The organism is Mucilaginibacter lacusdianchii (assembly GCF_009770985.1).
Classification (GTDB): domain Bacteria; phylum Bacteroidota; class Bacteroidia; order Sphingobacteriales; family Sphingobacteriaceae; genus Mucilaginibacter; species Mucilaginibacter lacusdianchii.
Genome location: NZ_WSRW01000004.1, coordinates 37,837 through 57,043, shown reverse-complemented (window position 1 = coordinate 57,043; position 19,207 = coordinate 37,837). Strand labels below are relative to the sequence as shown.

The window sequence follows — 19,207 nt, the reverse complement described above, 5'->3', positions numbered from 1 at the left end:
CAAAGCACTAACCAAGAGAACCACCAAACGAAACATGCACAAACAAAAAAGCCTTGCGGTTACAATTAAGTAACAACAAGGCTTCCTTCAATTATTAAAACACTTTACAATCCCTTTTCAATCGCCTGATAAAACACATCTTGAATACGGGCACGGATTCGGCGGCTGTTTAGGAGCATGGAATCTTTAGGATAAACACGGTTAGACAGGAAAATATATACCAAATTATATTTCGGATCTACCCAGATACAAGTGCCGGTATAGCCGGTATGCCCAAAGGTTTGCGGCGAGGCAAAATCAGATGGATAATGCTTGCTGGTAACCGGGTCCCAACGATCAAAACCCAAACCGCGCCTGCTTACGGCCGATTGTTTAGTGGTAAATTGTTCTACCGTTTCGGGTTTAAAGTACTGAACACCGCCGTAGGTACCACCATTCAGCACCATCTGGTAAAGAATAGCCAAATCGTTAGCTGATGCAAATAAACCAGCATGACCTGATACCCCACCGGCCATAGCTGCTCCTTGATCATGCACATAACCCTGCACCAGTGTACGTCTGAAATAAGTATCATTTTCGGTTGGCGGAATTCGATCGCGACTAAAACGGTTGCGCGGCAAAAAACCGGCAGTTTGCATACCCAATGGGTTGTAAAAATTATTCTGTACGTACTGGTTCAGTGGCGTAGCGGTAATGGTTTCCACAATCTCTTTCATAAAGTACATGCTCAGGTCGCTGTACTCGTATTGTCCGCGTACTCTTAAACCGGTATTCAACATTTGGGGCAGCATTACATCGCGGTAATAATCTTTACGCATATAATAGCCATCTGCTACCTTGGTAGGATAAGCGGCCGAGGAATCAGAACTGTGATCAGCGGGCTTAATCCTTTGATAAAACGGAATGTAAGGGATCAGTCCTGCTTGGTGCAGCATCAGCTCGCGTACCCGAATGGTATTTTTATTAGTATTCCGTGCCGAGGCCAGATAACTGCCCATGGTCGAGTCCAAGTTTAGCTTGCCTTGCTCCACCAACTGCATTACCTCCATTGTAGTGGCTGATATTTTGGTACAGGAAGCTAGATCAAAAATGTCGGTTATTTTATCGGGCTCAGCTTTAGCATAAGTGTGGTAGCCGTAGGCTTTATTGAATATTACTTTACCATCTTTTACCGCCATCACCACAAAGCCGGGTGTGGCTTGGTCGCCAATAGCTTCGCGAGCAATATTATCTATCGGCAACAGGTTGGCCGCGTTTATGCCTGCATCTTCGGGCACACTGTATTGCAAACGGGTTTTTGCGGTTAAAAACCCTGTACCCGAACTATACTTGGCTAAAAAAGTTTTATTCAGTTTTTGCGTAACCGCTACGCCACCAAAAATAGCTTGTGCCAGATATGATGCCGCCAGCGGCGTAGTACCATTTGTCCATAATATAGGCGCAGTTACCTCATTCATCTGGGTTAAAGCCCTACCATTTCCCCAATAGGCGATAATCAGCTTTTTGAGTTTAGTGTTTACACTAATAAAATCCAGCACCTGATTGTTCGATAAATCGGCATCGGTGAGTTGCAAAATAACGGTGTTGTACAGTTTTAAATCGTCGGACAACTTGCTGGCGCCGGTTAAACCCGAATAAGTTAAGCCATTAAAGCTGTGTACCAGTGTATACTTATTAAGTAAACTGTCAAACACCGGTGCATTGTTATGGCTAAAGCGCACACTGGCAACATTAATTTTATCCAGGTCTTGCAGCGGTATTACTTTATCCTCGTTATTTAACAATACGGTCGATTGCTCCAGCTGCTTTTCTTCCGTTACATAGGCCGCTCCCGCCGGCAACGGTGGTATTTGGGCACAGGCTGTACTTAGTAAAATAAATCCGCCAACAACAGTTGCCAGTAAAGCGCAACTACTTCTTCTCATACACTTTTTCACCATTAACATACGTTTTCAGCACTTTTATTTTAGGCAGATCACCGCCTTTAGCTTTCATAATGTCCTGCTCCAGTATCACAAAATCGGCATACTTACCGGGTTCTATACTGCCTTTTTCTTTTTCTTCAAAATTAGCGCGGGCAGCCCACATGGTCATGCCCCGCAATGCTTCTATACGTTTCAAGGCGTTGTCAGATTGAAAACCATTTGGCGGCAGTCCTTTCATATCCTTACGTTCTACCGCAGCATAAAAAGTGTATAGCGGATTGATGTTTTCCACCGGAAAATCAGTTCCCAGCGGTATCCAGCCGTTTTGTTGCATCAATTGTTTAAAGGCATAGGCCGATTTTAAACGTTCGTTACCTAAACGCTGCCCGGCCCAATACATATCCGAAGTAGCATGTGTAGGCTGTATAGAAGGGATAATATTGTAATCACCAAAGTAATGCATATCCTCGGGCGCGATGATTTGGGCATGCTCAATGCGCCAGCGGCGATCATTTTTACCTTTCAAGGCATTGGCATATATTTTCAGCATCACACGGTTGGCCGAATCGCCAATGCAATGCGTACACATCTGAAAACCTTTAGCTGCAATGCGTTGAGCCACATCCTCAAAATGTTGCTGCGTATTCAGTAAAAAGCCGCGCCAGCCTTTTTGGTCGCTATAATCTTGCAACAAACAGGCCCCGCGTGAGCCCAATGCACCATCGGCATAAACTTTAAATGAACGCACATTTAAGCCTGGCGTTTTGTAAATGCCATGTTTAAACAAGTATTCAATGTTCGCTTCATTGTCTGACAGCATTACATACATGCGCATTTTTAGCGAGCCTTTATGCTGCAATTCGGCAATGGTATTGATCATGGGATGATCCAGCCCGCAATCATCTACTGTAGTTAAGCCTACGGCAAAGCAGTTTTGCTGTGCGTTTAACAGAGCCGACTGGGTAACCTGCTCGGTAGGTTCCGGAATTTTGTGGGTTACCAAGCCCACAGCATTATCTATTAAAATGCCAGTGAGCTTGCTATTAATTGTTTCAATTTCGCCACCGTTAAGCTTTTGACCGGGTTTTATACCGGCAATATTCAATGCTGCCTGGTTAGCGATGGCTGCATGCCCATCTACCCTGCTCAAAATTACAGGCCGCACCGGAAACAGCGAATCCAACTTGGCTTTATTCGGAAATTGCTTTACAGTCCAATCGTTTTGGTCCCACCCGCGGCCAACAATCCAGCCCTCGGGGTTACGGTCGGCATAGTTTTGTACAGAATCGAGTATGCTTTCCCAGCTTGATGTACCTTCCAGGTTCACTTGCTGTAAACTTAAACCATAACGGTAAAAGTGGGTATGGGCATCGATAAAACCCGGATAGACGGGTTTGCCGCCAGCATCAACCACCTGACGGGCCAAGTATATTTTTTCAAGGCTATCGGCCTTGCCTACGGCAACTATTTTGCCTGCATTTACTACAAAAGCTTCGGCTGTGGTAAAATTACTGTCAACCGTATAAACTGTGGCATTTTTTACCAGTAAATCGGCATTATATTCTTTTTTTTGGCAGGCAGCAAAAACCGCTGCTAATAGCACAGGCCAAAGTTTTCTCATCGTTTCAGCTACAGAATTTATTAAACGTACAATCTTGCAAAACTATATACAAGTATTCAAAAGTAAAGTTATGCCGTCAAATAATTAATTTAGCATCGAAATAGAGAGGGATTTTTTTGATGTCTGATATAATACAGCTTTTACCGGATGCCGTGGCCAACCAGATTGCCGCCGGCGAAGTAGTACAACGACCTGCTTCTGCTGTGAAAGAACTGGTAGAAAACGCCATCGACTCGGGAGCCGATAAAATACAACTGCTTTTAAAAGAAGCCGGTAAGGCGCTGATACAGGTGATTGACAACGGCTGCGGCATGAGTGCAACCGATGCACGTATGTGTTTTGAGCGGCATGCTACCTCTAAAATACGCAAGGCCGAAGATCTGTTTGCCATCCGCACCATGGGTTTTAGGGGCGAGGCTATGGCTTCTATTGCGGCCATTGCACAGGTTGAACTGAAAACCCGCCGCCATGAAGATGAACTGGGCAGCTGCATTACTATTGAAGGTTCGGAAGTAATTAATCAGGAAGCTTGTGCTGCCAGTGCCGGAACATCCATCTCGGTTAAAAACCTGTTTTACAATACACCCGCCCGCCGTAACTTTTTAAAAAGTAATTCGGTAGAGATGCGTCATATTATTGACGAGTTTCAGCGTGTGGCTTTAGCGCATCCGCAAATATTCTTCACGCTGCACCACGATGGGCAGGAAGTTTATCACTTGCCGGCCGCTACGTTAAAGCAGCGTATTGTGCACTTGTTTGGCAACAACTACAACCAGCGTTTGGTACCGGTTGAAGAAGATACCACTATCATTAAACTGCGCGGCTTTGTAGGCAAGCCCGAATTTGCCCGCAAAACACGTGGCGAACAATTCTTTTTTGTAAACAACCGTTTTATCAGGGATGCTTATTTGAACCATGCGGTGCTTACGGCTTTTGAAGAATTGTTGCCCGAAGAAAGTTTTCCGCTGTATGTGCTGTTTATTGATATTGACCCAAGTAAAATTGATATCAACGTACATCCTACCAAAACCGAAATCAAGTACCAGGACGAGAAGGCCATTTATGCCATTATCCGCTCGGCAGTTAAACGCTCACTGGGCCGTTACAACATCACACCAACGCTCGATTTTGACCAGGAAAACAGCATTGAGCATTTGATTACGCATAAGCCGCTGAATGAGATTGTACCACCCAGTGTTACCTTTAATCCAGATTTTAACCCGTTTGCCAACGAGCAAAAAAACACCCGCGAACCACGCGAGCCAGTGTTTCAGTCTGACAGTAATCCATTTAAAACCGGCATACCACAAAACTGGAACACGCTTTATGAAATAAGCAAGCAAGAAGACCGCAAACAGGAAGAGCTACTGCCTGCAGAAACCTTTGAGATTAATAACCAACAGGTAAGTAAAGACAGCGAGCGGCAATTATTCCAGATACATAACCGTTTTATTCTGTCTCAAATAAAATCGGGGTTTATGCTCATTAACCAGCAAGCGGCACACGAGCGTATTTTGTACGAGCGCTTTTTGCAGCAACTGCAAAACCATTCAGGTATCAGCCAGCAAAGTTTGTTTCCGCAAACAGTAACCCTAAATGCTGCTGATTTTGAGCTACTGCGTGAATTACTGCCTGATATACGCTCGCTGGGTTTTGACATTCGCGAGTTTGGTAAAAACACGGTGGTAGTAGAAGGCGTTCCGGCCGATGTAAACACCACCAATGAGCACCAACTGCTGGAAGATTTGCTGGAGGGCTTTAAAAACAATCTGGCTATATTAAAGTTAGATAAACGCGACACGCTGGCCCGTACATTGGCCCGTAATGCAGCTACTAAAGCCGGCACCAAACTTACGCAGGAAGAAATGAATTTACTGATAGACCAGCTATTTGCCTGCCAGATGCCAAATTTGGCTATAAACGGCAAGCCGGTAATCAGTACTTTTACCTTAAATGAATTAGCCGAAAGGTTTGAAAAATAAGTAGCCCGCAAAGGGCGTTTACAGATATCTATGAGACCATACAGTCAGAGTCCGTTTTCTAACATAACGCCGGTTGTAAAAAACCTGTTGATTGTTAATGTGCTATTTTATGTAGCTATATTTGTATTTAGAGGCATAGGTAAAGATATTACAGTTTGGCTTGCAGCATTTTATCCTAACTCTCCACTGTTTCATCCTTGGCAGATAGTCAGTTATTTGTTCATACATGACCCACGAAACTGGGGACACATTTTTGGCAATATGCTTGGCTTGCTTTTTATAGGCCCTATATTAGAACAAACCTTTGGACCAAAACGATTTTTAACCTATTATTTCATTACAGGCATAGGCGCTTTACTTCTGCAATATATAGTTCAGGGCATTATGCTACATCAAGCTACTGGATCTTTCTTTATCAATGTAAATACTTTTCAAATTCAAGGCCAAGGGCAAATGGCTGCCATTGAACAAGTATTTGTGGAACGGATAATGGGAGCTTCAGGGGCCATATTTGGATTAATCATAGCAATATATTTATTCTATCCCGAATTAGAATTTATAGTGTTTCCTATTCCAATTCCATTAAAAGTTAAGTATGTAGTACCTTTTTATGTACTTTATGAACTGTACAATGGATTCAGGCCATCACAGGGCGATACCGTAGCCCATTTTGCCCACATTGGCGGTGCCTTATTCGGATTTTTACTAATAAAGTTTTGGGGATATAAAAAGCCAAACAATTTTTACTAACTTATGTAAGTTATTTAGATAAACATTCTACTGCATCATGAGCACCCTGTGGCAAGATCTGCGATATAAAATGCTGCAATCCGGCAGCAAATTGAACCTGCTTATTGGCATTAACGTACTGGCGTTTTTAGTAATTAATATCCCGGCAACCATTTTAGGACTGGCGGGTAACGACTTTTTAAAAGGTTTTACCCAAACCTATCTGGCATTGCCCGCTCATTTGCCACAACTGGCGTCGCATTTCTGGACACCACTTACTTACATGTTCATGCATGCTGATGTTTTTCACATCCTGTTTAACATGCTGTGGCTGTTTTGGATGGGACAATTGTTTGAAGAATACCTCGGCAAAAACCGATTAGTAAGCGTTTACTTAATGGGGGGACTGGCCGGTGCTGCTTTATACATTTTGGCTTTTAACACTTTGCCGGTATTTGCAGGCGCTTTACCATTTATAACAGTGGTAGGTGCATCGGCCTGCGTAATGGCTATTGTAGTAGCTACAGCTACCTTACTACCCGATTACAGCATTTATATGATGTTTATTGGCCCGGTAAAGTTAAAATGGCTGGCATTATTTTATGTAGTGATTGACTTTTTAGGCATTCTGGGCCCTAACGCCGGTGGCGAGATTGCACATTTAGGTGGTGCTTTACTAGGTTTTGTTTATGTTAAGCAACTTAAAAGCGGAAACGACTGGAACCGTTCTATGGATAGTGTATTAAGCCAGCGGCCCAAAGTATCAGTAGCCTCTAAAAACCGTAGCTATACATCCAACACAACCCGCCCGCGCGAGGAAGAGATTGACCGTATTTTAGATAAAATTTCGCAAAGTGGCTATGAAAGCCTGAACAAGCAGGAAAAGGAAACTTTATTCCGTGCCAGCAATAATAATGAGGGGTAATAGTACAAAGCTCAATTTTTTCGATAGAATATTTTTATGGTTAACTGTTCTGTTAAGCATCTGCTTGCTTATCAGTTACCTTTCGCCTATTACAGATCCTCGTAAAATTTGGATTGTTGCCTTTTTCGGACTGGCCTATCCTTTTTTATTGCTGGGCAATATCATTATAGTGGCTTATTGGGGCTTACGTGGCCGTAACTTTTGGTTAATACCCTTGGTGTGCATAGGTTTGGGGTACAACATATTATTCAACAATATCGGCTTCCGTTCATCAACCCAAAAGCTTGATACGCCAAAAGAAAATTGCCTGCGGCTGATGACTTATAACGTGCACAACTTTAAGCCATATGGCGAAAAGAACACCGTGAACGCCAAAAAGGAAGCTCTTACTATTATTGCCAGCCAAAACCCCGATGTAGTAGGCTTTCAGGAATATTATACCAAACCCCGCGGCCGCTATGCATTTACCGATACCATCAAAAAAATCATGCACTCGTCGCATTATTATTTTGAGCCGTTTATGCAAAACAGCGGCGAGGCCATGGGCATTGCTATTTTTTCTAAATATCCTATTGTGAATCATGGGCTCATCAGATTATCTGACGAGAGTGGCAGCGGTAATCAATGTCTTTTTGCAGATATTGAAAAGCAAGGCAAAATTGTTCGCGTATACAGCTTGCACCTCCAGTCTATCCGTTTTGACCCTACCGATTATGGGTACTTAGACGAGGTATCGCAACATGGCAAAACCAACTTTACATTATCTAAGCGTATTGGCGGCAAACTAAAACGCGCTTTTATTAAACGCAGCGAACAAGTGTTTAAGGTAAAAGAACATGCAGCACAGTGTTCTTACCCCTACGTTATTTCGGGTGATTTTAATGATACACCAGCATCTTATGCCGTTAACCAGATGTCGAAAGGATTAAAAAATGCGTTTCGTGAAAAAGGGTCGGGCATGGGTCGTACATATAACGGCAGCTTTCCTAATTATCAAATTGATTATATCTTAGCCAGCCCCAAACTGGATGTAGATAATTACTGGATTGTGAAAAAGAAACTTTCTGACCACTATCCGGTGTGTAGCGATTTACGGATCAGATAACCATTCCATATTGATATTCATATTGCCGACTGATGTCATTACCTCCCGCCAAAAAATTGTAAGTTTGCGCCCATGAAACAAAATTTATTTGTTTACAATACTTTAACCCGTACTAAAGAAGGGTTTGTACCGCTGAATGCCCCTTATGTAGGCATGTACGTTTGCGGACCAACCGTGTACAGCGATGCACACATGGGCAACGCTCGTACCTATATATCTTTCGATTTAATTTTCAGGTACCTGACCCACCTAGGCTATAAAGTGCGCTATGTGCGTAACATTACGGATGCCGGTCACCTGGAGGGAGATGCCGATGAGGGAGAGGACAAAATCTCTAAAAAAGCAAAGCTGTCTAAGCTGGAGCCCATGGAGATTGTACAGACCTACACCGTAGGTTTCCATGAAGTAATGAAAATCCTTAATGTATTGCCTCCAAGTATCGAACCTACCGCTACAGGTCATATTATTGAGCAGATAGAACTGGTAAAAGAAATACTGGCCAAAGGCTATGCTTACGAGGTAGATGGATCGGTTTATTTTGATGTAGAAAAATACAACCAGGCGCACGATTACGGTATATTGAGTGGCCGCCACCTGGAAGATTTATTGACCAATACCCGCACTTTAGGCGGACAGGACGAGAAACGCGGCAAACTGGATTTTGCCTTGTGGATTAAAGCCAAGCCCGAGCACTTAATGAAATGGCCTTCGCCATGGGGTGTGGGTTTTCCGGGATGGCATTTGGAATGCTCGGCCATGAGTAATAAATATTTGGGCGAGCAATTTGATATTCATGGCGGCGGCTTGGACTTGATTCCGACCCACCACACTAATGAGGTGGCGCAAAATATGGCCAGCTGTGGTAAAAATCCGGCTAAGTACTGGATACATACCAATATGCTGACCGTGAATGGCCAGAAGATGTCCAAATCGTTAGGCAACAGTTTTTTACCGCATGAATTATTTTCGGGCAACAACGCCATCCTAAATAAAGGCTACAGCCCAATGATGGTTCGCTTTTTTATGATGCAGGCTCACTACCGCAGCACGCTCGACTTTAGCAACGATGCTATGGAAGCTTCCGAAAAAGGTTTTAAGCGCCTGATGAATGCGTTTACCTTACTTGATGGCTTAACTCCTTCGGCTACTACTGAGGTGGATATACAAGCGCTGCAAAGCCGGTGTTATGAGGCTTTGAATGATGATTTTAACAGCCCGGTGTTAATAGCAGAATTATTTGAAGCATCGCGCATCATTAATTCAGTACATGATAATAAGCTGAAGATTGATGAGGCAAACCTTACCCTGCTTAAAAAAGTAATGCAGGACTTTGCCATAGATATTTTAGGGCTTAAAAGTGAACAGGCCGCTACCGACGAGTTGCCAAAAGTAATGGACTTTTTAGTACAGTTGCGTAGCGAAGCTAAAGTTAACCGTGATTATGCAACGTCTGACAAAATTCGTGATGGACTGCAAAAAATAGGTTTTCAACTAAAGGATAGTAAAGAAGGTACTACCTGGAATAAGATATAATTATTGAGTTGTATAATTTCATTTATCAGCACCGCATCAGATAGTTAAACAAATAATCTGTTGCGGTGTTAGTACCCTACATCAAATTCTTTATTCTATCTTAACAATATTTACACGTATTTTAAGTTTAACACATAACTGCAATGGCCTGGCAATACAATTATTGCATTAGCGCCTTATATTGCAATTACCCTTCAATCTAAGTATGAAAATGAACAAAGCCTTGTCAGCACTTGCTGCATTTTGCTGTTACGCCATGGTATCAGTTGCCCAAACTACAGGTAAAACAGCCACCGTTATTAAAGCAGAAGAAGATTTTAATAAGTTAGCTGCCCGTAAAGGTCTTAAAGATGCATTTTTGGCTGTAGCCGATCCAGAGGGCTTAATTTTTAAACCAGAGCCTGTAAAAATCACTGAGTTTTATGGCAATATTGATAAGCAGCCCGGCACCTTAACCTGGCAACCAAAGTTTGCCCGTATATCAGCAGGTGGAGATTTGGCTGTTACTACAGGCCCTTATGTTTATACCACAGGTAAAGCGGGTGATGACAAAGTTTATGGCGATTATGTATCTGTATGGCGTAACGGAGCTGATAACAAATTAAAACTGTTATTCAATTTAGGTATCCAACATCCCGAAGGTGATACCCAGCCTTTGATAGATGTTAAAGAGCCGGATGCATCTAAAGCCAAAAGCACTGTTAAAGATCCATTCAAAGCCAAGTCTATCATTTTAAATACAGATAAAACGCTGAATGCAACTTTGCATAAATCGGCATTGGTAGGTTACAAAGCTTTCTGCAGCCCGGAAGCTCATTATTATTTCCCTGGCTTTCCGGCTATAACCGGCCAGGATCAAATCATGAAGTTTGTTTCCAGCCAAGGTATCAACATAGCTGCTGAAACGTTGGATGCCGGTCGGGCAATTAGCAATGATTTGGCTTACAGTTATGGTCGTGCACGTATTCAAAAAGGCAACATTGTAAGTAATTACAACTACGTTCGCGTTTGGGAATTAGATGACCAGAACCATTGGAATGTACTGGTTGAAATATATTCGGCTATTGAGAACGAATAATTTGCAAAGACATTAATAATAAAGAAAGGGCGCTGTTCATGTGAACAGCGCCCTTTCTTTATTATTTTCATTTAGACCTGATTAGAACAGCTGCTCAATAATCTGATCCGTGGATAGACCTTCCGCCTCGGCATGATAGCTGCGCACAATACGGTGCCTTAGAATGGGCTTGGCAACTGCTTGCACATCTTCAATATCGGGTGAGTATTTACCACTGATTACTGCATGGCACTTAGCACCCAATACCAGGTACTGCGAAGCCCGTGGACCTGCGCCCCAATTTAACAAGCGTTTTACCTGTGGTGTGGCTAACTCGCCCTGCGGACGGGTTTTACCTACCAAACGCACAGCATATTCCAGCACATGATCGGTAACCGGTATGTTGCGCACCAATTGTTGAAAATACACAATCTGCTCGGCCCCTAATACCTTGTTTACTTTTACCTGATTGGTTGAGGTTGTATTTTTAACTACTTGCAACTCTTCGGCAAACGTAGGATAGTTTAATGACACGTTGAACATAAAGCGGTCCAATTGTGCTTCAGGTAGTGGGTAAGTACCTTCCTGCTCAATAGGGTTTTGGGTAGCCAGTACAAAAAATGGCTGCGATAATTTATGCGTTACACCGGCCGCAGTAACCGCTTTTTCTTGCATAGCTTCCAGCAAGGCAGCCTGCGTTTTTGGCGGTGTACGGTTAATCTCATCGGCCAAAATAATGTTTGAGAATATAGGCCCGCGGATAAACTTAAAGTTTCTATCCTCACCTAAAATTTCAGAACCAATAATATCCGATGGCATCAAATCGGGCGTAAACTGTACGCGGTTAAAGTTCAGATCAAGCACCTGCGCTACAGTTTGTACCAGCAGGGTTTTTGCCAAGCCAGGTACACCTACCAACAGGCAGTGCCCATTACTAAAAATGGATATCAGTACCGATTTTACCACCTCATCCTGCCCAATAATAATTTTACCTATTTCGGCACGGATGGTGTGATATGCCTGTTTTAAAGCATCAGCAGCTTCTACTTCTGAACGATATGTCATAAACGTGATTATGGCTGGGTTACCTGCGCTGTAGTGGGTTTAGCTACCCAGTCTTTTAATATAGAACAGGTTTGAAATTCCGGATCAATACGGATGTAAGTATCTCTCCTTTTCTTTTCGAACCACTCGCTTACGGTACGATTTAGCTTTTCTGCCTGGGCAATTTCTTTCATCCTCGGATAATCTTGCGCCAAGTTGGCTTTGTGTGCGTCAGTAACCGAACGCAGGTACAAAATACGGTAAGTTTGCTTACCGTCCTGGCCGGTAATAAGCTGCGGCTTTGAAATACTGCCTACTTTCATAGTATCTACTACTAAAGCCACTTGCGGATCAAGTTTATCAGTAGGAATAAATGTAGAACGCGATTGCACATCTTCTGCGTTCAGCATCATACCACCATTATACTTGGTATCTTTATTGTCAGAATAAATGGAGGCGGCTGTAGAAAAATCGAAATCTTTATGCGTTTTTAATAAATTATAAACACTGTCAGCTAGTGTTTTAGTACGGTTTAAGCTGGATTGTGTACCAACAGGTACAATTAATACATGTCGGGCGTGTATTTGCTCGCCGCGGCGCTCAATCACCTGTAAAAAGTGAAAACCGAACTCTGATTCAAATACAGGAGATATTTCGCCGGCTTTTAATTTGAAAGCTACTGCTGTAAATTCTTTTACCAAGCCGTTACGGTCTTGAAAACCTAAGTCGCCACCTTCAGGCGCCGATCCAGGGTCTTGTGAATACAAACGCGCTAACGTTCCAAAATCTTCACCGTTTTTTACTCTTTTTAATAAGTCTTCGGCTTTTTGTTTATAATAAGCTTTCTCTTCTTTATTCAATTTAGGCTGAAACATAATTTCTCCAACTTCAACCTCTTTGTTGTAAGTACGTAAGCTGTCTTTTGGTATTGATTCAAAATAGCGTTTAACTTCTTGCGGCGTAACGCTCACTTTTTCGGTGATTTTTTGCTGCATTCTTTCAGCAATCATCTGCTCACGGATATCCGGACGAATTTCATCTTTGTACTGGATGATAGAACGGCCCAAAAACTGCTCTAAACGGTCTTGCCCGCCAGCTCTTTGTATAGATGAACGCATACGGCGGTCAATCTGTGCATCCACGTCATCTTCAGTTACAGTAACACTATCAAGTACGGCTTGTTGCGCCAATAACTTTTGCGTAAGTAAGCGTTGTAAAATAATACAACGAATGTTAGGATCGGGCTGGTTTCCCGAAACCAGATATTGGGCATATTGCAGTTCAATATCCGATTTTAAAATCACGTTTCCGCCTACCACGCCGGCTACCTTATCCAAGGTTTGCTTCTGCGCATGAGCAGCTGTAAAAACACTTAAAAAACTAAGTAAAACTATTCCGATCTTTCTCATGTACTCTCGTATAACACTCATTTATTTATCAGGCTATAGCGCCCTCAATAAACCTCCGAATTTCGCAAAATTTCTGAATTTCAGCGGCATAATAATGTCATTAATTACCAGCCAGATATAATTGTGCTAATATGCCCATAAAGGCTCAGATGGTTTAGCTATTTTTGTTAAAAATTGTTAAAGTGAACACCGAAAACGCTGCTGCCAACTTACGCTATCTTTTAACCGACGATTTATATTTACTAAACACCGACAAAGAGTTTTTACTGAACCCTCCGGCAGCACCGGCTTTACCAGAAACGCCTGCGGAAGAGTTACAGTATATGGGCGGCAACAAAAAGCATTTTTTGGTGATATGCCACTACCCGCAAGAACCTTTTATGCCTCAAGCCCACCTCAAAGCGCTCGAAAGCACGTTAGGCCGTATCTCTTACGCACCGGATGATATTGCTATAGTTAATATGGCAAAATATGCTGAGGCGGATTTCAGCCGCCTGCAAAGTCAATTTGCTCCGCAAAAATTACTCGTGTTAGGTAGCGATGCATTACCCTCAGGCTTGCAAATTAACAGCATGAATGCTACGCAAACTATTGACAACATGCTAACGCTGTATACCCTTAGCTTTAACGAAATGATGGGTAACAAAGAAAACACTAAACTATTCTGGAACCAGATAAAAACCTTTTAATATGCCTAACCCTATTGTATTTGCCACCCACAACAACCATAAGCTGCAAGAAGTAGCTGCCAAAACCGGCAACCAACTGCAGTTACTAAGCCTTACCGATATTGGTTGTACCGAAGACATTCCAGAAACGGGTGTTACTTTTCGTGAAAATGCATCCATTAAAAGCTGTTACATTTTTAACAACTATAAAGTAAACTGTTTTGCCGATGATAGCGGTTTGGAAATTGAAGCTTTAAATAACGAACCCGGCGTATACTCGGCACGCTATGCTGGCGAGCATGGCAATCATGAGGCGAACATAGAAAAGGTACTTAACAACCTTAAAGGTATTGAAAACCGTAAAGCCCGCTTCCGCACGGTTATTTCATTGATATGGAATGGTGAAGAACATTTTTTTGAAGGAACGGTTAACGGCACTATCCGCCACGAGCGGGTGGGTGCGCAAGGCTTTGGCTATGACCCTATTTTTGAGCCAGAAGGTTATACCATTACCTTTGCCGAAATGAGCATGGAAGAAAAGAACCGCATCAGCCATCGTGCTATAGCTATGGAAAAGTTGATTGCTTTTTTAAATGCCTTATAAGCTTTAAAGCCAAACTTTTAATTCTTACAACACGCATTAAAATACAAAAGCCCAACTATACAGTTGGGCTTTTGATTGATATTTAATTTTAGTTTATTTTAAGTGGAAGGTGGTTTTACCCATAGTATAACCATCGGCATACAGTAACACGGTATAATCGCCTTTTACAAATTTGTTAGGGTTTACCCAATCAATGGTGTACACAGAACCGTCGTCTTTAAAATCGATAGCGGTTTTGTAGGTGTATTGCAGCTCCTGGTCATCAGCTGTAAATACGCCAACATCGCCAGAGGTCATTAGGTTACCGGCAGGGTCGGTAATGCGTACATACACATCGTGCATACCTTTTTCGGCTACTGCGTTACCAGCTACGGTAAAATTGATTTTAATCTTTTTGGCCGGTCCGGCTTTGGTAACGTCAACTTCTTTACCGCTTGATTTTATCTTATAAGCCACCACTTCGGCGCTACCCATCTTTAAAGCTGATGCGACTTTAACTTTGGTATTCAGCTCTTCATTTTGCTGTTGAAGTGTTGTGGCTTTTTGCGCTACGGTTGCTAAATTGGTTTTTAAAGTATCGCGCTCAGTGGTTAAAGAAGCGTTTTGTTGTTTTAACTCTTCAATATCAGCAGTATACTTGGTTACAAAGTAACGCAGCTGTTTGATATCTTCCTGGGCGCTTTTCAGTTCGGCCACGGTTAATTGGCCTTTGGCCAATGCTCTTCTCAGTACCTTAATTTTAGCCTGCAATGAATCATTACGGGCTTGCATTTCGGTGCTCATTTTGGCTTTACCTGCGTTTACCTGATCTATTTGCGCCTCTAAGCTATCCAGTTCGGTTTGTAAACGATGTTTCTCATCATCCTGCTGATAAATGATGCGGGTGTCCTGCTTTTTTTGCATATACAGATATACATCAGTTCCCAGCAACGCAATAACCACAGCAATTAGAAAATAAATAACGTTTGAGTTTTTTTTAGAAGGCTGTTCAGATTTATTTTCCATCGTAATGTCTTAAAATTAACAGTTAATACTTAGCTATAACGCCATTAATTCAAAAAACTGATGAATGCAGTATAAACATTTTTCAGCAAATAATTAAGGGCGATTAAGTAAAGGTTTAATAAAACAGCATATCCCAATTGGCTTGCTGAGCATGCTTTTTCAGGTATATAGGCGGGCTAAAATAAATACAATATCATAAAAACACAAAACCATACGTTAAATAAAGCATTATAAAGCCAAGGCAGAAGTGCAGTTTGCTTATCTTTGCCCCCCGTTAACAAAGGTTTTTACTGTATGACGAAAATACGATTTGTGCTGATTTCCATCCTGTTGTTAAGCTTTTTGCACTTGCAGGCGCAGATAGATACCATTAAACAAATAAACCCCGTTCCTAAACGTGAGTTTAGGGGTGTTTGGGTGGCAACGGTTACCAATATCGACTGGCCCAGCAGTGGGCGACTGCCGTCTGAACGGCAAAAGCAGGAACTCGTCAACATATTTGACCAACATCATGCATCGGGCCTTAACGCAATTATATTACAGGTGCGCCCAGCCGCTGATGCTTTTTACGCTAAAAGCCGCGAACCTTGGTCAAAGTGGTTAACCGGTCAGCAAGGTCGTGCGCCAGAATCTTTTTACGATCCTTTAGAGTTTGCTATTACTGAAGCACATAAACGCGGTATGGAATTACATGCTTGGTTTAACCCCTATCGGGCCACCATGGATGGCAATACCGCCAGCTTAAGCCCACAGCATGTTACCCGTGTGCACCCCGATTGGTTTTTAACTTATGGTGGTAGAAAACTATTTAACCCAGGTTTACCTGATGTGCGCGAATATATTGTGCAGGTGATACTGGACGTAGTGAAAAACTATGATGTAGACGGCATTCACATGGACGATTATTTTTATCCATATCCTATTGCCGGCCAACGCATTAATGACCAGGCCACTTTTGAACAATATGGGGCCGGAAAGTTTACCGACATACGCGATTGGCGACGCAGCAATGTAGATACCCTGATACATATGCTAAGCGACAGCATACACAAATACCGCCCACGCATGAAATTCGGTATAAGTCCGTTTGGTATTTGGAAAAACGAAAGTCAGGACCCCGACGGTTCAGAAACCCATGGCGGATCGGCCTTTTATGAAAACTTTGCCGACACCCGTAAATGGATAGCCGAAGGTTGGGTTGATTATATAAACCCGCAAATTTACTGGCCGTTTAACAACCGTGCCGCTGCATTTGAAAAACTGGCCGATTGGTGGAGTGATAATGCCTACAATCATCACCTGTATATTGGTCAGGCGGCGTACCGTATTAATGAGCTACGTACCCCAGGCTTTAAAAATCCAAATCAGTTACCGGCGCAAATACGCTATATGCGCAACAACCCACGTATACAAGGCAGTGTTTTCTTTAGTTCGGCATCCTTGCGTGCCAACCTTTTGGGCTTTACCGATTCATTACGCAATAACTACTACAAAACACCGGCATTACCACCACTTATGCTGTGGCTGGATTCGATTGCGCCAAATGCCCCCCGATTGTTAGGGGCAGCTCCGAACACGCAGGGCGCAGGCATAAAGCTACAGTGGCAAACACCTTTGCTGGCCGCTGATAAAGAAGCAGTGTTTGGCTATGTGATTTATCGCTTTTATTATGGCGAACCGATTAACCTGTCAGATCCCAAACACATTATCCGCATCCAATATGATGCTGCAACTATAGCCGAAGACCCAACAGCAGAGCGCGGCAAGGTTTATACCTATGTGGTAACTGCGTTAGATAAGCTAAAAAATGAAAGTTTACCGGTAACAACCACCGTTACGTATCGGTAGCAGATTTAAAACAGCTTAACTGTTCATTACCGCGCCACAGTTGATATCCAACGCCTGTCCGGTAATGGATCGCTGGCTTAGCAGGTATACTACTAAATCGGCAATCTCTTCGGGCTGACTCATGCGGCGCAGGGGAACGCTTTGCATGGCAATGTTATAAAATTCATCTTTGGTAATGCCAATGCCATCGGCTATACCTTGCAACCCTTCCTGCGACATTTCGGTATCTACCCAACCGGGGCAAATAGCATTTACCAAAATTTCTTCAGGCGCATACTGTACTGCCCATGAGCGCATCAAGCCCAGCAACCCTGCTTTTGATGCACAATAGGCTGAGTAATTAGCCACACCCAAACGGGCTAATACTGATGATGTAATAATTACGTGTTTAGTTCCCGCCGCCTTACGCAAGTTGGGCAAAAATGTATTTACAAAATTGTAAGTTCCGGTAAGATTAGTACTGATAATATCGTTCCAGCGGTCCCCTTCGCCCCAATAATTTTCGCCACCGATACCAGAGTTGGCCAGCAGACCATTAATCGCAATATTATCTAGAGTTTGCGCAGCCTGTTGCAAGCTTGCAATGTCGCGAATATCGGCTGTTAAAATTTGATGCCCGCTGCCAGTTAAGCTGTTTAAAGTTTCGGTTAGGTTAGTTTGGTTACGACCTAGCAGAATACAAGTGTTACCTGCATTGGCCAGCTTTTGCGCCATAGCCCGGCCAATGCCACTGCCTGCACCGCTGATGATATAAGTATTCATAAACAGAATTTATTTATAGCAAAGATAAAATTTCGGGAAGCTGATGCTTTTGAAATGCCGAAGAAAAAGGATTTGGTTTTACAGAGGCACAATTGCAAGATTGTAACTGCGCCTCTGTAATAATGTGGGTACTGGAGATTAAACGGATGGATATTATGAATATTGCATTACAAAATCCTGTTAAGAAAATTATTTTTAATTATAGAGAAACCAACCCTTTACTGCGTAATTCTTCCAGATAGATATTCAACTCTGCATCCCCCATTCCGTAAATTTTATGCTGACTCCAAAACGCTTCATACACAGCACTACGACTGGCAATACCGCTTTGGCATAAATGCAACAAAACCTGCTCAATGTAGCCTTGCCCCTGCTCGTTGGTTTGCAGGCGTTTTACTTGAGCCTCCATAGCTGACCTCAATAAATGCAAGCCGCCCCAAAAAGGTGTCGAATTAATCCACTCTTGTAAACGGTTGGCATCATTACTTACATATGCCTGCCATGCTTCTGTTGCCAAGTTAAAATCGTATTCACTTAGGTGTAGCCGACTATCAAAAACATCCTCCAACTGTTCGCCGTTAAGCTGCCCCATTCCTCTAAACTCAGGCACATCCGGGTGACCATCCGGGCAAATCAGGAAAATGTTTCGTTCTGTTAAATCAGTTTGCTGTTGCAGCAGTTGCTTTACACCCAGCAAGTTTACCTGACAGTGCAAATCAAATTCAAACCAAAGGTTTATTTCGGTATAAGGTTCGTTTAGTTTTTCCAGCTCCCGAATTACATTTTCCTGATAGCCTTCGGGCGTATCATCAAAAGTTTGCGTAATCCATGCTTCGCGCCCTTTCCAGAAATCCGCATCTAAGCTTTCCTTTAAAGGTCCTTCCGAAAACACCTCGCGCCATACCAGTACATCACCGTCCAAGCCGGTTTGATTGAAGACTTGTAAAGTGGCATCGCCATTAAGAATATGTAGGGTCGTAGAATTCATCT

At 42.8% G+C, this 19,207-nt stretch carries 16 protein-coding genes; 9 read left to right on the top strand and 7 right to left on the bottom strand.

What is annotated here, in order from left to right; all coding sequences use genetic code 11:
* Positions 1-104 precede the first annotated feature (104 nt).
* Positions 105-1,925, bottom strand: coding sequence for a serine hydrolase domain-containing protein (locus tag GPM24_RS18840; RefSeq protein WP_158828706.1), 1,821 nt, complete (start codon positions 1,923-1,925; stop codon positions 105-107).
* Positions 1,912-3,546, bottom strand: coding sequence for an amidohydrolase (locus GPM24_RS18835; RefSeq protein ID WP_158828705.1), 1,635 nt, complete (start codon positions 3,544-3,546; stop codon positions 1,912-1,914). The genes GPM24_RS18840 and GPM24_RS18835 overlap by 14 nt, the downstream gene beginning before the upstream one ends.
* A 119-nt stretch (positions 3,547-3,665) precedes the next feature.
* Here GPM24_RS18835 and mutL point away from each other — a divergent pair, with 119 nt between their 5' ends.
* The 6 genes from mutL (at position 3,666) to GPM24_RS18805 (ending at position 10,898) form a co-directional block, all read left to right on the top strand.
* The gene (gene mutL, locus GPM24_RS18830; protein WP_158828704.1) at positions 3,666-5,528 is read left to right on the top strand and encodes a DNA mismatch repair endonuclease MutL; all 1,863 of its coding nucleotides are present in this window, start codon (positions 3,666-3,668) and stop codon (positions 5,526-5,528) included.
* 87 nt (positions 5,529-5,615) lie between these two features.
* Positions 5,616-6,278 (top strand): rhomboid family intramembrane serine protease, encoded by a 663-nt coding sequence (locus tag GPM24_RS18825; RefSeq protein ID WP_233268904.1) that lies wholly within the window; start codon positions 5,616-5,618, stop codon positions 6,276-6,278.
* Between the two features lie 37 nt (positions 6,279-6,315).
* The gene (locus GPM24_RS18820; RefSeq protein ID WP_158828702.1) at positions 6,316-7,182 is read left to right on the top strand and encodes a rhomboid family protein; all 867 of its coding nucleotides are present in this window, start codon (positions 6,316-6,318) and stop codon (positions 7,180-7,182) included.
* Positions 7,172-8,287 (top strand): endonuclease/exonuclease/phosphatase family protein, encoded by a 1,116-nt coding sequence (locus GPM24_RS18815; RefSeq protein WP_500784479.1) that lies wholly within the window; start codon positions 7,172-7,174, stop codon positions 8,285-8,287. Before GPM24_RS18820 ends, GPM24_RS18815 begins: the two co-directional genes overlap by 11 nt.
* 72 nt (positions 8,288-8,359) lie before the next feature.
* Positions 8,360-9,820: a cysteine--tRNA ligase gene (gene cysS, locus GPM24_RS18810; RefSeq protein ID WP_158828700.1), complete on the top strand. Its 1,461-nt coding sequence runs from the start codon at positions 8,360-8,362 to the stop codon at positions 9,818-9,820.
* Between the two features lie 205 nt (positions 9,821-10,025).
* Positions 10,026-10,898, top strand: a complete 873-nt coding sequence (locus GPM24_RS18805; protein ID WP_158828699.1) for a Cif family virulence factor — start codon at positions 10,026-10,028, stop codon at positions 10,896-10,898.
* An 81-nt stretch (positions 10,899-10,979) separates the two neighbouring features.
* Here GPM24_RS18805 and GPM24_RS18800 read toward each other — a convergent pair whose 3' ends face one another.
* Positions 10,980-11,942 carry an AAA family ATPase gene (locus GPM24_RS18800; RefSeq protein ID WP_158828698.1) on the bottom strand — a complete coding sequence of 321 codons (963 nt, stop codon included), beginning with the start codon at positions 11,940-11,942 and terminating at the stop codon, positions 10,980-10,982.
* Between the two features lie 8 nt (positions 11,943-11,950).
* Positions 11,951-13,330 carry a peptidylprolyl isomerase gene (locus tag GPM24_RS18795; RefSeq protein WP_158828697.1) on the bottom strand — a complete coding sequence of 460 codons (1,380 nt, stop codon included), beginning with the start codon at positions 13,328-13,330 and terminating at the stop codon, positions 11,951-11,953.
* Positions 13,331-13,512: 182 nt separating this feature from the next.
* On the opposite strand from GPM24_RS18795, the gene GPM24_RS18790 reads away from it, so the two are divergent.
* Together GPM24_RS18790 and GPM24_RS18785 are read left to right on the top strand one after the other, a co-directional pair.
* Entirely contained in the window at positions 13,513-14,019 is a 507-nt protein-coding gene (locus GPM24_RS18790) for a hypothetical protein (protein ID WP_158828696.1), read from the top strand.
* Position 14,020: 1 nt separating this feature from the next.
* Complete coding sequence (locus GPM24_RS18785) at positions 14,021-14,602, top strand: non-canonical purine NTP diphosphatase (RefSeq protein WP_158828695.1); 582 nt, start codon at positions 14,021-14,023, stop codon at positions 14,600-14,602.
* 93 nt (positions 14,603-14,695) lie between these two features.
* Here the strand turns inward: GPM24_RS18785 and GPM24_RS18780 are convergent, their stop codons facing one another.
* Positions 14,696-15,607 (bottom strand): DUF8428 domain-containing protein, encoded by a 912-nt coding sequence (locus GPM24_RS18780; RefSeq protein ID WP_158828694.1) that lies wholly within the window; start codon positions 15,605-15,607, stop codon positions 14,696-14,698.
* A 294-nt stretch (positions 15,608-15,901) separates the two neighbouring features.
* Here GPM24_RS18780 and GPM24_RS18775 point away from each other — a divergent pair, with 294 nt between their 5' ends.
* Complete coding sequence (locus tag GPM24_RS18775) at positions 15,902-17,455, top strand: glycoside hydrolase family 10-like protein (RefSeq protein ID WP_158828693.1); 1,554 nt, start codon at positions 15,902-15,904, stop codon at positions 17,453-17,455.
* 15 nt (positions 17,456-17,470) lie between these two features.
* Here the strand turns inward: GPM24_RS18775 and GPM24_RS18770 are convergent, their stop codons facing one another.
* Positions 17,471-18,217, bottom strand: coding sequence for an SDR family NAD(P)-dependent oxidoreductase (locus GPM24_RS18770; protein WP_158828692.1), 747 nt, complete (start codon positions 18,215-18,217; stop codon positions 17,471-17,473).
* 199 nt (positions 18,218-18,416) lie between these two features.
* Positions 18,417-19,205 carry a DUF1835 domain-containing protein gene (locus tag GPM24_RS18765; protein ID WP_158828691.1) on the bottom strand — a complete coding sequence of 263 codons (789 nt, stop codon included), beginning with the start codon at positions 19,203-19,205 and terminating at the stop codon, positions 18,417-18,419.
* Between the last annotated feature and the right edge of the window lie 2 nt (positions 19,206-19,207).

What these genes read in the sequence shown, in the direction of transcription:
- GPM24_RS18775 (WP_158828693.1), top strand. Translation starts at nt 15,902, where the DNA reads ATGACGAAAATACGATTTGTGCTGATTTCCATCCTGTTGTTAAGCTTT.
- GPM24_RS18840 (WP_158828706.1), bottom strand. Translation starts at nt 1,925, where the DNA reads ATGAGAAGAAGTAGTTGCGCTTTACTGGCAACTGTTGTTGGCGGATTT.
- GPM24_RS18820 (WP_158828702.1), top strand. Translation starts at nt 6,316, where the DNA reads ATGAGCACCCTGTGGCAAGATCTGCGATATAAAATGCTGCAATCCGGC.
- GPM24_RS18795 (WP_158828697.1), bottom strand. Translation starts at nt 13,330, where the DNA reads ATGAGAAAGATCGGAATAGTTTTACTTAGTTTTTTAAGTGTTTTTACA.
- GPM24_RS18785 (WP_158828695.1), top strand. Translation starts at nt 14,021, where the DNA reads ATGCCTAACCCTATTGTATTTGCCACCCACAACAACCATAAGCTGCAA.
- GPM24_RS18780 (WP_158828694.1), bottom strand. Translation starts at nt 15,607, where the DNA reads ATGGAAAATAAATCTGAACAGCCTTCTAAAAAAAACTCAAACGTTATT.
- GPM24_RS18770 (WP_158828692.1), bottom strand. Translation starts at nt 18,217, where the DNA reads ATGAATACTTATATCATCAGCGGTGCAGGCAGTGGCATTGGCCGGGCT.
- GPM24_RS18800 (WP_158828698.1), bottom strand. Translation starts at nt 11,942, where the DNA reads ATGACATATCGTTCAGAAGTAGAAGCTGCTGATGCTTTAAAACAGGCA.
- GPM24_RS18805 (WP_158828699.1), top strand. Translation starts at nt 10,026, where the DNA reads ATGAAAATGAACAAAGCCTTGTCAGCACTTGCTGCATTTTGCTGTTAC.
- mutL (WP_158828704.1), top strand. Translation starts at nt 3,666, where the DNA reads ATGTCTGATATAATACAGCTTTTACCGGATGCCGTGGCCAACCAGATT.
- GPM24_RS18765 (WP_158828691.1), bottom strand. Translation starts at nt 19,205, where the DNA reads ATGAATTCTACGACCCTACATATTCTTAATGGCGATGCCACTTTACAA.
- GPM24_RS18815 (WP_500784479.1), top strand. Translation starts at nt 7,172, where the DNA reads ATGAGGGGTAATAGTACAAAGCTCAATTTTTTCGATAGAATATTTTTA.
- GPM24_RS18835 (WP_158828705.1), bottom strand. Translation starts at nt 3,546, where the DNA reads ATGAGAAAACTTTGGCCTGTGCTATTAGCAGCGGTTTTTGCTGCCTGC.
- cysS (WP_158828700.1), top strand. Translation starts at nt 8,360, where the DNA reads ATGAAACAAAATTTATTTGTTTACAATACTTTAACCCGTACTAAAGAA.